Annotated in this window: 8 protein-coding genes; 6 read left to right on the top strand and 2 right to left on the bottom strand. The window is 64.8% G+C overall.

Annotated features, from left to right (window positions below):
• The first annotated feature begins 92 nt into the window (after positions 1 to 92).
• The 4 genes from K1X71_19675 to K1X71_19660 all read left to right on the top strand — a co-directional run bounded on the left by K1X71_19675 (position 93) and on the right by K1X71_19660 (position 7,622).
• Positions 93 to 482 (top strand): BlaI/MecI/CopY family transcriptional regulator, encoded by a 390-nt coding sequence (locus K1X71_19675; protein MBX7075368.1) that lies wholly within the window; start codon positions 93 to 95, stop codon positions 480 to 482.
• Between the two features lie 95 nt (positions 483 to 577).
• The gene (locus tag K1X71_19670; protein MBX7075367.1) at positions 578 to 4,918 is read left to right on the top strand and encodes a HEAT repeat domain-containing protein; all 4,341 of its coding nucleotides are present in this window, start codon (positions 578 to 580) and stop codon (positions 4,916 to 4,918) included.
• Between the two features lie 105 nt (positions 4,919 to 5,023).
• Positions 5,024 to 6,352 (top strand): sterol desaturase family protein, encoded by a 1,329-nt coding sequence (locus K1X71_19665; GenBank protein MBX7075366.1) that lies wholly within the window; start codon positions 5,024 to 5,026, stop codon positions 6,350 to 6,352.
• 583 nt (positions 6,353 to 6,935) lie between these two features.
• Complete coding sequence (locus tag K1X71_19660; GenBank protein ID MBX7075365.1) at positions 6,936 to 7,622, top strand: hypothetical protein; 687 nt, start codon at positions 6,936 to 6,938, stop codon at positions 7,620 to 7,622.
• A gap of 10 nt (positions 7,623 to 7,632) precedes the next feature.
• Here K1X71_19660 and cmk read toward each other — a convergent pair whose 3' ends face one another.
• Positions 7,633 to 8,283, bottom strand: coding sequence for a (d)CMP kinase (gene cmk, locus K1X71_19655; protein ID MBX7075364.1), 651 nt, complete (start codon positions 8,281 to 8,283; stop codon positions 7,633 to 7,635).
• The gene (locus K1X71_19650) at positions 8,280 to 10,988 is read right to left on the bottom strand and encodes a hypothetical protein (GenBank protein MBX7075363.1); all 2,709 of its coding nucleotides are present in this window, start codon (positions 10,986 to 10,988) and stop codon (positions 8,280 to 8,282) included. Before K1X71_19650 ends, cmk begins: the two co-directional genes overlap by 4 nt.
• Positions 10,989 to 11,354: 366 nt before the next feature.
• Here K1X71_19650 and pilM point away from each other — a divergent pair, with 366 nt between their 5' ends.
• Both pilM and K1X71_19640 read left to right on the top strand, forming a co-directional pair.
• Positions 11,355 to 13,469 carry a type IV pilus assembly protein PilM gene (pilM, locus tag K1X71_19645; GenBank protein ID MBX7075362.1) on the top strand — a complete coding sequence of 705 codons (2,115 nt, stop codon included), beginning with the start codon at positions 11,355 to 11,357 and terminating at the stop codon, positions 13,467 to 13,469.
• Positions 13,470 to 13,481: 12 nt separating this feature from the next.
• A partial coding sequence (locus tag K1X71_19640; protein ID MBX7075361.1) for a hypothetical protein occupies positions 13,482 to 15,089 on the top strand: 1,608 nt, incomplete at its 3' end.

Genomic DNA, 15,089 nt, shown 5'->3' with positions numbered 1-15,089 from the left:
AAAGCGCCGCGCGAAATCTTTTTGAAAATTCGCTTGCCTCTTTACGACAACAGTCGTAGCATCTACGACACACGTAGTAACAAGGAGGCGTCATGGCGCATACACGCAAGTCGCGGCGGCTGAGCGCGGGAGAAATGGAAATCCTGCAAATGCTCTGGCAGCAGCCATCGGTATCCCTTTCCGAGGCGCAGGCCGGGCTGGGGCGGCCGATCGGCTACACCACCATGCAAACCCGGCTGAATCGGCTGGTCGAAAAGGGGCTAGTCACGCGCACCAGCGATCGGCCCAGTCGCTACTCGGCCGCCGTGCGCCCCGAGAGCGTCAGCGCGAGCCACCTGGAACTGCTCGTCGAGCGCGTGGCCGGGGGGAGCGTGGTGCCGCTGGTGGCGCATCTGGTTCGCGACCGCGCGCTGTCGCCCAAGGAGATCGCTGAGCTAAAGCAACTGATCGCGCAGGCGGAGCGGCAGCAGAACGGCGGCTAGTGACCTTCTCTGATCGGAAACCACCTTTTCGCTCATCTCGTCGGAATCGCTCTTCTCGTTCACCACTCTTCTTAGAGCAGCATGAGGGCGCGGCAATGGACATCAACGGCTGGCAATTCTTGGCCTGGTTGGGTTGTGGCACGCTGGCGCTGGCGGCGCTGGCGATTGTTGCGGCGGTCGTGCTGCGACTGGCGCGCGTCACCTCGCCCGCGGCGCATCGCGCTTGTTGGATCTGCGTGCTGGGGGCGGGATGGTTGATGTTTCGGCTGCCGGTGGAGATTCGGTACTACCAACCGCCGGCGCTCGTGGGCCAAACCGCGATTCAACCGCCCCGCGCTGTGGCGAGCGATGAAACAAGCGAACCCAGCATTGAACTGATGGAGCTTGCAATAGAGGCATCGGCGCCACTCGAATCGCCGCCGCCGGTGGAACTGAGCGAGCCGATGGCGATATCGATATCGTCGTCGCCGGCCGCGAGCGCTCCGGAAGAAAGCGAGCCGGCGCCGGAATCGTTGCCGCTGGTGGTGTCGACTCGGCAAGAAATCGCCTCGGCGACGGCCGTGGCGACGGCGCCAATAATCGAGATTGCGCCGAGCGAGCCGCCCACGACGACGACGACGAAGCCGGCGACTGCTTTCCGACCGACTTGGACCGAAGTCGCGCGCGTACTTTGGAACACGCCCGAGATGCTGGTCGCGATGTGGCTGGCGGGCATGGCGTTTATTGCGCTGGTTTGGCTGGTGGGCTACGCGCGGTTTGTGCGGCGACTGGCGGCCCATGAGCCGGTGGAGCCGCAGTGGCAACAGCAGTGGCAGTCGCTCGCCCTGCAGGCGGGGGTGCGGAGCCGGATACCGATGTTGGTCACGCGCGAACTTGGGCCCCTGCTCTGTCGGCTGCCGCGCGGCTATGCGCTGATTGTGCCGGCCGAGCTATGGGAGGAGTTGGACGAAGCGAGCCGGGGCGCGATTTTGCGGCACGAGCTGGCGCACTACCTGCGCCGCGACGTGTGGAAGTCGCTGGCGGCGCGCGTGTTAGCGCTGCCGCATTGGTTCAACCCGCTGGCGTGGCTGGCGGTGCGGCGCTTTGACGAGGCGGCCGAGTGGGCCTGCGATCTGGCGGCCTCGGGCACGGGGCCGGCTACCGACTACGCCAGCACGTTGCTGCGACTGGGGCAATCGGTGAACGCGCACGCGGCCTACGCGCCGGGGGCGCACGGGCGAACGCTGGCCGGGCGGATTCGGCGGCTGGTGAGCGGGCCGCGCCACGACTCGCGGGCCAAGCGGGCATTTTTGCTGTGCGTGATGGGGGCGCTATTGCTCGCGACGGTGGTGCGGCCACGACTGGTGGCGCAGCCGTCGCCGGCGGCCGACGACACGGCGAGCAAGGCGGCGGCTACGCCCGAGAGCGAGCCAACCGTTGAGCTGAGCGATAACGAAGCGGCGCCGGTTGACGACAAACCCAGCGCGGAACCGGCTGATAAGAAGCCAAGCGCGGCGCCGGCAGAGGATAGCGAACGCCAAGCGGCGCGCGAGATGGTGGCGGCCGCGCGGCAGGTCTACGAAGCGACAGCGGCGGCCTGTGAGAAGGGGCGGGCGCCGCTCGACGCGGTGGTGGAGTGGTCGACGCGCTGGATGCAGGCGGCCGAAGAGGCGGCCACGGAGCCCGACGCGAAGATCGCCGCCGCGGGCGAGCACTTGGCGCGGATGGAAAGCTGGCGCAACCGCGTGAAAAAGCTGTTTGACGTGGGCGCGGCCGGCGGTGAGCCGGAGAAACTGGCGCCGATGGAGTTTCACGTGGCCGAGGCGAAGGCGCGCTTGGCGCGGCTGACAGCCGATCAGAAACGCCAGATTGAAGATGCGGCGCAATCGGACGCGCGACGCAAGGTCGGCGTGATGATTGAAAGACAGCAAAGACTTGCAGCCGAAGAAGCTCACAATGCGAAACTGCGCTATGCTGGCCTGAGCTTTAAGGAGTGGCGGGAAAAGCTGAACGCCGACCTGAGCCCGATGGATCAGAGGGAGGCGATTCGCGCGATGGGGGCTTTTGGCGCGAACGGCTTGGGGGCGGAGGCGACGCGCAAACTGGTGTGGAAGGCACGGACTTACGACGTCTTTGGCGGGCGGAGGAGCGCGGCGGCGGAAATGGCGAATGAAATGTTCAGCGAGGCAGTATCCGCCTGCCAAATGATCCCGGCGGAGCACTCGGCGCCGGTGCTGCGCGCCGTTCTCAAGAGCGAACACCTGGGGGAACGCCTGTTCGCGGTGTTTGCATTACAGGACCGCGATTCGATTCCGGCCCTCTTGGCGGCGCGTGAAGACGCCAACCCGCTCGTGCGCGGGTTCGCGGTGGCGACCGCGGCCAAGATCGATCGCGCGGCGCCAGGGGTGGGCGAAGCCATCTTGGAGATACTCAACGATGTTAATCCCTCCGCAGTTGTGGCATTTCTCGATCACCTGCCCGCCTTTGAGCAACGTTTCACGCCGGAACAGGAGTCGCTCATCGGAAAGCGGCTCGCGCAAGCGATTACGACCTCCAGCAGAAGCGAGTTGATTGATCGCGCGCTTCCTGTAACGGAATACTTCGTCGCTCAATCGCCGGAGTTGCAGGCGGCGCTTGAGACGCTGACGCAAAGCAACGATCGAGTCATTCAAAGCATGGCGGTAAGTTCGTTGGAAAAAGCGCGGCGTGAGGCGCGCCAGCCACGCCCGCAACCAGAGCCTGCGGCGCAGCCGCCGGTGAAGCCCAGCGAGCAGCCGGAGGTGGCGCCGGCGCCAGTCGGCGCGGTTGCGCCTAATGCCGACGCCGTGCCAGATGGCGAGGCAGCGCCGCGGCTGACAGGGAGCTATAACATCGAGACAGATGCGAAGCCAGCGGCCCACCCGACCCCCGCAGCGCAAGCGAGGCGGCCGGGCGGGATGGGCGCGGCGCGCATCGCGTTACCGTCGGAGTCGGTGGAGGACGATCCATCGGCGCCCGATCCATTCGCCGAACCAAAGCCGGAGGCTGAGGCAGCCAAGAAGGACGAGCCGCCGTTTGAACTGAAGGTGATGCCGATTGAGTTTCGCCAAAACGACAACGCCCTGATTGAAATTCAGGTGTTCAATCCAACGAGTCAACCGCTGCGCGGGATGCGGTTGGTCGTTGAACTGCAGCAGGGGGTGAAGGCAAAACAAGCGACCGAGGGCTACAAGCGCAGCGGCAACACGTTGAGCTGGAAGTTTGATCAGACGGCCATACCTGCTTATGGAATTATTTCGATCCGGCTGAACTGCGGGATTCAGGCCACGCCGGAAACGCTGGGGAGAGTGACCGCGACGAACGAAGCAGGGCAATCGCGCGAAGCGCCGCTCGACTTCACGGTCTTGGATCCCGACGACCCGGAACCCCTCTCGCTCAAAGTCAGGACCTTGCCCCCCCCTGCCCCGGTACAGCAACCGACCTTGGCGCCCAGCGAGCAGCCGGCGGGCGCGCCGACGATCGGCGGCGGTACGATGCCGCGACGTGGAGGAGGGATGGGGGGCATGCGGCCCAGGCCGGCGCCCGAGCCAGCGCCAAAGACTGAGCCAGCGCCAAAGACTGAGCCAGCGCCAAAGACTGAGCCGGCGAAGCCGCCGAAGCCGACGTCTGGAGGCCCTTTGTACCTGCTTCCCAATAATTTCAAGCGTAATTTGCTTTACGATGGCAAACCTATCAACGAATGGGTGAACCTCTTGCGAGCCGAACTAAGCCCGGTGCGGCGGACGGAGGCGATTCAGGCGATGGAGATGTTCGGCCGGCATGGCCTGGGCAGCGCAGCGACCGCTGGAATCGTGGCGGCCATGCGCGACACCGACACCTGGGTCATCGACAACAGCCCGGAAGGAATGATGAAACATGCGGCAATTGACGCCATCAGCAAGATACCAGCGGCGGAGTCGACGCCGGTGCTGGTCGAAGCGCTCGCAAGCGACAACGAGTTCGAGCGGGCGCTGGCCGCGCGGATGATGCCCGACAAATCGCAACTAGACCTGTTGCTCAAGGCGACAAACGACGAGTCGCCGATGGTGCGGGCCGCGGCGCTGACAAGCGCGGCGCGCTTGGACCATGACTCGCCCGAGGTGCTGGAGGCGCTGAGGAAGGGACTCGACGATCCGGCGGCGCGGGTGGCGCTGGCGGCCGCATCGAGTCTGATCGGCGATCGACCGGGCGCGCTAAGCGACGAGGAGGCGCAGCGAGTGACGGCGACGCTGGCGCGACTACTCGATGACCATGATCTCGATATCAGGATGCAAGGTGAGATTTTTCGCTTGCTGCAAGAGCTTGGAGGTCAGGCGGCGGGCGCCGCGGCCGCGCTAGAACGGTTGATGGCGCAGTCAGCGCCCGAATCAGCGATTCAGGCTTATGCCAAGCAGACGCTCAAGGCAATTCAGAAGGCGAAGATCGAGCCAGCGCCATGAAATAGCCAATTTGCAGCCTATTTGCCGCGTGCGGCGCTTGGAGGCGAGCCGAGCGCGGCTATGATAGTGGACGTTGCCGTCTGGTTTATTTAGGCGAGCAGGTCCATGCAAGACACCACCATCGACTGGCTGTTGGGCACGCCACGCCCGCTCATCTTGTACGCGGTGCCGTTCTTTCTGCTCTTGATCGGAGTGGAGATCTTGGTGGGCATCGCCAGTCGGCGGCGGTTTTACCGCTTCAACGATTCGGTGAACGACCTGAGCTGCGGCATCATCGATCAGGTGACGCGCATCTTTTTTCAAGGGGCGCTGTTCGCCGGTTATCTGTATCTGTACCGGCACTGGCGGCTGACCGAAATGACCGAGTGGTCGGCGGCGGCCAAGTGGGGGGCCGCGATCGCGCTGGTGTTGGGTGTCGACCTGGGGTTTTACTGGTTTCACCGCATCGCGCACGAGTACTCGGCGCCGTGGGCCACGCATGTGGTGCATCACCAAAGCGAAGAATACAACCTGGCGGTGGCGCTGCGGCAGAGCGCATTCGAGAGTTGCTTTGCCTGGATTTTCTATCTGCCGCTGGCTTTGATCGGCTTTCCGCCTTTGTGGTATGCGACGATCTCGGCGATCAACCTGCTGTACCAGTTTTGGGTGCATACCGAGGCGATCGATCGGCTCGGCCCCTTGGAATGGGTGATGAACACGCCATCGCACCACCGGGTACACCACGCGCGCAACCCCAAGTATCTGGACAAGAACTACGCCGGCATGTTCATCATTTGGGACCGGATGTTCGGCACGTTTCAGGTGGAAGAAGAACAGCCGGTGTACGGGCTGACGCGCCCCTTGGAAAGCTGGAACCCGATTTGGGCGAACCTGCACTATTGGGTTCATCTGTGGCGGCAGGCGCGCGAGGCGCCGTATTGGACCGACAAGATCAAGATTTGGTTCATGCCGCTGGGTTGGACGCCGCGCGGCGTGGCGCCGTATCCACCCGCGCCAGAAGTGACGCGCGAGAGCGTGAAGAAGTACAACGCCCGCGTGGGGCTAGGGATGACGCTGTACGTGCTGTTTCAATTCTCGTGCGTACTGGTCGGGGCGGTGGTGGTGATGGGACTGGAGAAGAGCAAGCCGGTCACATGGCTGGCGACGCCGGCGGCCCTGGTGTTCTGGTCGCTGGCCAACTTGGGGGCGATCTTTGAGCGACGGCCGTGGGCCGGGCGGTCGGAGCTAGCGCGGATTGGCGTGACCGGCGCGGTGCTGGGCAGCTTTGGAGTAGCCAGCGGCATGACCTGGCTGGCGATTGCGGCAGGCGCGTGGACGATCGTGTCGCTAGCGTGGCTTTGGCCGCAGCGCGCGACACTTGCGCCACGAGAGGCGCCAAACGCTGCTAGCGCGGTGACTGAAACGAGCGACCGCCAGTTGGCGAGCACCAGTTAGCAAATCGTAGTGGCCCGGAGTGTGGCGCGCGGCTGCCAGCGCAAGATAAAAGGAAATCGCCTGCTTGTTTCCTGGCGGCGGGAGCAGATCTTCTGTTGCTCCGCACGGTGGCTTAAGGGCCGAGGGACGTCATCAGGTCAGCGCCCTCAGTCAGGGCTACTTGTCTCGATGTCGTCCGTTGCCGCCAAACCACGTTAGCGGTCTTAAGTCCACAATGTGCTCCGCGCGAGGAACTTCTGTAGGCGATCTCCTCGAGTTGCGCGCTTCGAGCAGCGAAGCGCGGCTGTGTCCATTCTCCTGGTTTCGCGAGAGGTGCGTCGTCGTTTCATAGGCGGCTAGCGGCCTCTCAATTAGCGCAATGCTACGACTGAAAATGACCGAAGGAAATTGGTCTGAGCGGAAAGCGACCAGGCGCCAAATGGCACCGCGAGCGTGGTTGATAAGCTGGCGCCAAACGCAGGCGAAACGGGAGTCGCCATGCGTCATGGACTCTTGTACACGGCGCGCGTAATATTCTTTGCGGGAATCGCCGAGCGAACAATTGAACCAGCGCTCCTAAGATGGCGGCCCGCCAAGAGCCAACATGGCAGGCATCATCGAGCGGACACTGCCGCGCATCTCGGTGAACAAGCTGGGAGAGTACATGACCGCCACGCCGGCGCGGCGGCGGTCGATTGTGCGCGACCAGCGGCGGCCCAAGGGCTTTCTTGTGCCGCGTTACAACGAGGCGCACGCGGCGGTTATCGACTATCTCACCGGCGCCGAGCGCGATCCGGCTGTCGTCTTGCGCGAGGCGCAGCGGCTGCGCGCGGCGCCACCGGATTCGGCCTGGCAAGCGCAGCGCAACCAGTTGTGCGGCGAGGCCCTGGCGGCGTTCTTGGAAGTGGCGGACCAATTGCCGCCGGCGCGCTATGTGCGCGGCGCGCCACGGCCGCCGCTTGTGAACTATGGCGAAGTGGCGGTGAGCGTGCGGCCAGAACTGGTGCTCCGCGCCGCCGACCGGCGCGGCGCGCCAACCGTGGGCGCGCTCAAGCTCTACTTCTCGAAGACGGCGCCGCTAAGCGATGCGGCGGGGGGCTTCATCGCGGCTGCCGTGGCCGACTTTGCCGAGCAATCGCTGGCGCTGGACGCGGCGGTTGACCCCAAGCTGTGCTTGGCGCTCGATGTCTTCGCGCGGCGCCTGTACCGGGCGAGTCGCCAGCGCGCGCAGCGGCGGCAAGACCTGATCGCGGCGTGCGACGAAATCGCCCGAGCGTGGACGGCGGCGTAAGCGCGGCGGCTCACGGCATGCGCGAGCGGACGATCTGCTCCAACCGGTCGACAACCTCGTCGATCGAGAGGCCATCGGTCGAAACGTGGATGGCGTCGACCGCCGGCACGAGCGGCCCCACCTCGCGAGCGCGGTCGCTCTCGTCGCGGGCGTTTTGCTGGTTGAGCACCTCCGCGAGCGTGGTCTGCTCGCCACGGCGCGACAGATCTTCCCATCGGCGGCGAGCGCGCTCTTCGGGCGAAGCGGTGAGAAAGATTTTGCAGGCGGCATCCGGAAAGACGACCGTGCCTTGGTCGCGTCCCTCGGTGACGATGCTGCGGCCGGCGCCGATCTGTTGTTGCAGCTCGACGAGTCTTGCCCGCACGCCAGGGTTGTTGGCGGCGTGGCGAGTGACGACGGTGATGGCGGGGGTGCGGATCAGGCTGGAGACATCGCGGCCATCGACGGCGATGCGTTCGCCGTGGGTTTCGATGGTCAGCGCTTGTGCAAGCTCTACCAGACGCTGCGGCTGATCCCAAGGCAAGCCGCGCTCGGCGGCGGCCCAGGCGACGGCGCGATACATGGCGCCGGTGTCAAGAAACTCAAAGCCGAGGCGCTGGGCCAAGCGGCGGGCGACGGTCGACTTGCCCGCGCCGGCCGGCCCATCCATGGTCACGATCATCGCGCGTTTTCGCCCTGTGACTGTTCGTGGCTGCTCCACTCGACTTCGATCACCACGAGTTCGAAGCTGGAGAAGTCTACCAAAACCTGATCGCCGGCGGCATGGAGCATGACAATCGTGCCACCATCAAAATCAACCTGCGTGGCGCGGGCGACGGGACGGAAACAGCGCAGCTTGACGCGGCCAGCCTTGCCCGCGGTCTCCAACAGGACCGCGCGAAAGCCGCGGGCGCCATCTTCGCGGGCGAGCGGGCGCCAATCGACGGCCAGCACGTGCGCGCCGTCGATGTGAAAGAACCAGCCGTGGCTGGGCGCGGCGCTATTGGCGACAACCGGTCGGGAGGGAAGTTCGCCCAACAAGAACTGCTCGCTGGCGCCGGCGATGCTGGGCAGTTCGACGCCAATGGCCAGCCGAAAGTCGCGGCGGGCCTCGTTGCCGGCAATGAGGAGAGTATCGAGCATGCGCTCGCTGGCGCGGCGGTGGTATGGCAGACCGCCGGTGAGGATGGCGGTGCGAGCGCGATCGTCGCGGATTTCCAGGAAGTGCGGCGCCTCGATGCGCTTGAGCGTGGTTGGCTGCGCGGTCTGGTGGACACTGCGATAGAGGTCGGCCATCTCGTTGGCCCAGGCAAAGCGGCAGGCGTAATAGCTGCTCCAGGGATTGGCGGCGGGGAGGACAACGGGATCGAGATGGATATCGATCTCCAGCCAGCGCTGGCCGCGAACGAGTCGAAAAGTTTGCTGGTAACTGGCCTGCGTGGCGCCTTCGCGATCGACCAACCGGCCGCGGACGACGAATTCTCCCACGGGGGGACCGGGTTGGGTGATCTGCCACTCATCGGCGACCATTACCGAATAGCTGGCGGGCTCCTCGCCGCGCCACACGTCGCCCGTCGGCGACGCCGCGCCGGGCGTACGCAGCGCGAGTTGTTGCGAAATGCGGTTGGCGCGGCGTTTGAAATCGCGAAACGAGCGGACAGCGCCGGTGACGGGATCGAGCATCACCTCGATATGTTCGTTGGCCAGCTTGTGTTCCGCCGCCATCGGCGTGGGAGGTTTTTTCCGCGAAGGTTGGGACGGGCCGGCCGGAGCGACGACGGCGAAGCCCAGCGGCGGCACGGCGACGTGCGTGTCGCCGACGATGGCGATGCCTTCTTGCGCAAAGGGGTTGGCAATGAGTGTCGCGCCTCCCTCCCCTGCCCTGTCGGTCAGGCGCAACGCTTGGGCCAGTTGGTGGATGGGAGAGGTGGCGGCGACTTGCGCATCGCCGCTGGCCAGTGTGGCCAGCGCCGCCAACCGGCGCTCGGCGCGCGATGCGGCATCGGCGCGCGCGGCAAGCATGCAGCGCGAGATGGGATCGCTATCGCCACGCGCGACGGCTTGCTGCAAGTAGGGAGCGCGATAGTCGTCTGGCTCGAACTTGTTCATTCGGCCAGGGGAGTCGGTCTTTTCAAAATACTCGTCGAGGGTGACGAAGCGGCCGAGGATGGGAGCGTAGCGATGGATGCGGCGCAGGTCTTCGAACCAGTCGTTGGTTTCGCCAGCCCAATGGATGAAGGCGACCGTGGCGATGTGATCCAGGTCCATCGTTTCCGACAGTCGCGAGGGGAGCCCCAAGAAGCTTTCGACGCGGCGCACGTCGATCGGCATGCGGCCGAAGGCGTCGATGGCGCTGCCGTCGAGCCCTTGCCAGCGGGTTTTGCTCTGGCCGACCGCGGGGAAGACGCCGTCGTCGAAGGTGGCATGGACCGCGCCGATATAGCCGTGCCGTGTGAGCAATAGCGGCAGCGCCGGGGTAAGGCCAAAGCGGCGACGTACATAGACGCGCGGCGTCTTGCCGAGATGCTGCTGGAAGCGCTCGAGGCCTTGGCGGAGGCCGGCATCGATCTGGGCCATCGATTGGTGGGGCGCTTCCTGCTCTGCCAGGTCGCCGCCGACGACCGACGCCGCGGCCGCGGCGCAGGCATCGCGCAGCGCCGCGAGACTGGCCGGATCGGACTCGGCAAGCTGGTCAACGAGTTCGCCGGTGAGATGGATGCTCGGCGCGATGGAGCGCTCTAGCTCGCGGCGCAATGGTTCGCCCAACAAGTGCGGCGCGGTGAGCGAGATATCCAGGAGATACGAATCGACGGGATAAAAGCGCTCGCGGGCCTCGTGCAGCACCTCGAAGCAGCGAGTCAAGTGCTCGCGGGCTGTGGCTTCTTCGCCGGCCATTGTGGCAGCGGCGGCGGCGACAATCTGACCCTCTAAGTGAGGTTCGTCCACGTTGGTCGAATAACGCATTTGTCGGGTGAGCAGTTCGACCATCAAGTAACAGTAGCCGAGCGCAAAAAAGTCGTCGGCCAAGGTATCGGCCAACGGGGTCGATTGCAGTTGGGCGCGCGTCAGGCACTCGGCGGCGGTGGCGGCGCGGTCGGGCAAGGCGTCGACCAACAGGGCGCCTTCGTCGGTCACGCGGGCGGGCCAACCGGTGGCGATGAGGCGGCGGCTGACCTCGGGGAGGAGAAAGAGGCGCCCCTTCACATCGTCGGGGGGGAAGTCTGCCCGAAACCAGCGTGGCATCTTGCGAGCGGCGGCGACCAGAGCGGGATGCCAGGGGGCGACCCAGCCAGAGAGCAGGGTGGCGGCGTCGGCGCCATCGTGATAAAGCGGAAAATCCTCCAGGCTGTGGCAGGGGAGCAGAACGATCAGCTCGGCGAGTTCCATGGAGCAAATGGCCCGGGGAAGGATGCGGACTGGCGGGGGTCGACTCCCGAGTCTAACAAACGGCCGGCCGGTGGGTGGGGTCATGCCGTGCCGACTGGGCGATATTTCACCGCCTGCGCAGCGGTATTGACGGGGGGAGAGAAGGCTTGCCTCCATATGCCAGTTGCCGACCCTTCAGAGGCGCGGTCGCGATGGCTTGGAATGGGTTGGAATAATTGACCCTCTGGCGCGCCGTCAGTACGATGATTTTGGAGTTTGGCGCGGTAAAAACCCTTCTCGAAGGCCTGTTCTTGGGCCGAAGCGCGCTGGGCGCCGTCGCGTTCGGCTCGCCGGACCGATGCCAGGGAACAGAGAGAGAAAAACAGCATGGCTCGGAAGTCAGCGATCTGGGGGATCGATATTGGTCAGTGCGCGCTGAAGGCGCTGCGCTGTAGGCCAGCCGACGAAGACGATCAGGTGTTGGCCGACGCCTTCGACTTCATTGAATACCCCAAGATATTGAGTCAGCCCGAGGCCAATCCCGAAGAACTGATCGCCGAGGCGCTCAAGACTTTTTTGTCTCGCAACAGCGTGCGCGGCGACCGGGTGGCGGTGTCGGTGTCTGGACAGAGCGGCCTGGCGCGATTCATCAAGTTGCCGCCGGTGGAATCGAAGAAGATTCCGGACATTGTGAAATACGAAGCGCGGCAGCAGATCCCGTTTGCGCTAGAAGATGTGGTTTGGGATTATCAGCAGATGCCCGGCGGCAGCGTGGAAGAAGGCTTCGCGCTGGAGACGGAGGTGGGCCTGTTTGCGATGAAGCGCGATCAGGTGTTTCGCGCGCTGAAGCCGTTTGACGCGGCGGGGATCGAGGTCGACTACATCCAACTGGCGCCGTTGGCCTTGTACAACTTTGTGGCGTTCGACCAGATGCAGGATCTGCCGCCGGCGGATCAATACGATCCGGACACGCCGCCCCCTTCGGTAGTGGTGCTGTCGCTGGGGACCGACACCACCGACCTGGTGGTGACCAACGGCTATCGCGTGTGGCAGCGCAGCGTGCCGGTGGGTGGCAACCACTTTACGCGGGCGCTGACCAAAGAGTTGAAACTCACGTTCGCCAAGGCGGAGCATCTGAAGCGCAACTCCGGGCAATCGGAGAACGCCAAGGCGATCTTTCAGGCCATGCGACCGGTGTTCAACGACTTGCTCACGGAGGTGCAGCGCTCGCTGGGATACTTCAGCAGCATTGATCGGCGGGCCAAGATTGGCCGCATCGTGGGGCTGGGGAACGCGATGAAGCTGCCGGGGCTGCAACGCTATTTGCAGCAAAACCTGAATATTGAAGTGCAGAAGCTCGATAAATTCCGCGGTCTCGCCGGGGCCGACGTGACCGACGCACCGGCGTTCAAAGACAACTTGCTGGCGTTTGGCACGTGCTACGGCCTGGCGCTGCAGGGACTGCGCGAGACGAAGATTCGCACGAATCTATTGCCCCCCGAGCTGGCGAAAGACCGCCTGATTCGCGACAAAAAGCCGTGGGCCGTGGCAGCCGCGGCGGTGTTGCTGCTGGGCATGACGGTGAACACGTTTGGCCATCGGTCGAGTTGGGCCAGCGCGCAACTCGAAGGCTACTTCGCCGGGCCCAAGTCGGAGGCGGAGTCGGTGGCATCGCAGGCCTCGCAATACAGTTCGTCGTATGAAGAGGCCAAAACGCAGTTGCAAAATGTGACTGACGTGGGCAACCGGCTGGTGAACAGCGTCACGGGACGCACCAAATGGCTGGAGCTAATGACGGCGATCGACGCGGCGATTCCGCGCGACGCGGCGGCGAAAGACAAGGGACTGGCAAAGCTCAACGAGCGCGACGAGGTGCATGTCGAATCGATCGAGTGCGCGCAAGTTCCTGAGTTGAGCGGCTGGTGGGGAGTGGTGCAGCCGTGGTGGAAACCGGTAGCGACGCCGAAACCGGCGGCCGATCCGGCGGCGACGGACGGAAGCGCCGAGGGCGCGGCGCCCGTTGAAGGGGCGCCCGCCGAGGAAGCGCCGGCGGCCGATGCCATGGTCGATCCGACCGCAGATCCGGCCGCGACTGATCCCGCGGCCGATCCCGGTCCAGCGGGGCCGGGCTGGATATTCGAGATCAAGGGATACCACTACCACAACAAGGAGGAAGACACCGAAAACGAAGGTCCGGCGTACTTACGCAAGACGCTGCTCAAGAACCTGCTGGAGCAGAAGGTGACGCTGCCCGGTCCGGACGGCAAACCGCGTGAAACGACGTTGGCCGAGCTAGGAATCAGTTATCCGGTGTTGATCAATCCGGGGCAGATTCACCGCCATGCGTTGAGCGAGAAAGAGGGGCCGGCGCCGATCCATGTGCAGGCGGAGGTGGGCGACGTGCGGCGTTTTGACTTTGTGGTGCAGTTTTGTTGGCGCGATCCGGCGCTGACGGCGGCCGCCGCGACTGAAGAGACCGACACACTGAGCGGCGGATTTTAGGAGCCAGCCAACATGGACAAAATCAAACCGTATTTGGCGCTGCTCAAGAAGCACCATTTTTGGCTGCTGGCGATCGTGGTTGTGGCGCTCTCGGGTTATGCCTGGTACGCCGGCACGGGGGCGTATGTCACGCAATTTGAGGCGAATCGCGGGCAGATCAACAGCGCTTTCAGCACGATTCAAACGCACGCCAACGCGCAGAACCCGCCAAATCAAGCGTTTGCCGATAGCGTGAAAGAGAGCCAGCAGAAGCAGGTGAAGAGCACGCTGGCGGCCTGGCAGATTCTTTACGATCAACAGAAAGACCTGCTCACCTGGCCCGACCATGCGAAAGAGATGGCCACGTTGCCGAAAGACGCCGAGGCGTCTGACGCGACGCGCCGGTACTACATGCAGTACTTCGCGCAGAATGTGTTTCAGCCGCTGTTCCAGATTGTCGATCCGCTGCGCGAGGCGGCCGAGCCCGCGGGCAAAGAACCGGCGGCTCCTGCCGCAGCGCCCGCCGCGGCTCCCGCGCCGGCGCGAGCTGGCGGCGGCAGCATGCCACGGCGCGGAATGGCCATTGGCGGCGCGCGACCTGGCGGAATGGGCGCGGGAGCGCGGCCCGGAGGAATGGGAGCGGGAGCGCCGGCCGCGGCTGGGCAATCGACCGGGCCGAAGATGCTGGGCATCGTCGATTTTCCGCTCGCGGACCAAACCGCGATTTTGGATCGCTACAACTGGGGAGGCGTCATTCCATCGACGGCGCATGTGCGCGTGGCGCAAGAAGATTATTGGCTGTACAAGTCGCTGTTCGAGGTGATCGCCAATACGAACAAGAGCGCGGGCGCCACGAATCAGAGAACCGCGGCGGTCAAGAAGATCGACAAGATCTTGCTGGCCCAGGAGGCGCTCACCCAATCGCCGCCGGCCCTGGAAGGCCTGAGCAAAGAGATTCTGGGACAAGTCGATACGTCGTCGCTCCCGAAAGGCGCGAGCGCCAAATCGACCGATGAAGAACTGTTGAATGGCCGCTATATCGATCCGGCGTCGAACACTCCCAGCCCGGCGATGCCCGCCGGGGAATATCGGTTGGTGCCGGTGATCCTGCGGTTGACGATGGACGAACGGCGGATCCCGAACCTGCTGGTGGCGTGCGCCAATTCGCGTTTGCCGATTGAAGTGCGTCAGGTGAGCTACAACCCGGGCACGAGCCTGTCGTCGAGCGGGGGAAGTTCGATGCCGCGCAGCGGAGGTATGGGAGGCGGCATGGGTGGCATGCGCCCCGCGATGCCGGCCACACCGGCGGCGCGACCGAGCAGCGGCAGCAGCGAGGTGAAAACTGAAGCGAATATGTACGACGTGCCGGTGGAAGTGCGCGGCGTGGTGTATTTGTTTAATCCGCCAGACGCGGCGTCGCTGGGAGTCGAGGTCGCGCCCGAGGCGGCGGCTGATGGCGCGGCGCCCGATGCTGGGACAACCGACGGCGCTGCCGTAGAAGGCGCCCCAGCGGATGCGGCGACGCCGCCCACGGCGGAACCTGCCGCGGAACCAGCGCCTGATGCCGCCGCGCCCGATGCGGCGGCGCCAGCCACTGAGCCGCCCGCAGGCGATGCCGCGCCCGTTGAAGCAGCGCCGGCA

It is taken from the genome of Pirellulales bacterium (genome assembly GCA_019694455.1).
In the GTDB taxonomy this organism is placed as follows: Bacteria; Planctomycetota; Planctomycetia; order Pirellulales; family JAEUIK01; genus JAIBBY01.
This window is presented reverse-complemented; position numbering and strand designations above follow the sequence as displayed.

Coding starts and splice junctions, on each gene's coding strand:
- K1X71_19675 (MBX7075368.1), top strand. CDS start 93: ATGGCGCATACACGCAAGTCGCGGCGGCTGAGCGCGGGAGAAATGGAA.
- K1X71_19670 (MBX7075367.1), top strand. CDS start 578: ATGGACATCAACGGCTGGCAATTCTTGGCCTGGTTGGGTTGTGGCACG.
- K1X71_19665 (MBX7075366.1), top strand. CDS start 5,024: ATGCAAGACACCACCATCGACTGGCTGTTGGGCACGCCACGCCCGCTC.
- K1X71_19660 (MBX7075365.1), top strand. CDS start 6,936: ATGGCAGGCATCATCGAGCGGACACTGCCGCGCATCTCGGTGAACAAG.
- cmk (MBX7075364.1), bottom strand. CDS start 8,283: ATGATCGTGACCATGGATGGGCCGGCCGGCGCGGGCAAGTCGACCGTC.
- K1X71_19650 (MBX7075363.1), bottom strand. CDS start 10,988: ATGGAACTCGCCGAGCTGATCGTTCTGCTCCCCTGCCACAGCCTGGAG.
- pilM (MBX7075362.1), top strand. CDS start 11,355: ATGGCTCGGAAGTCAGCGATCTGGGGGATCGATATTGGTCAGTGCGCG.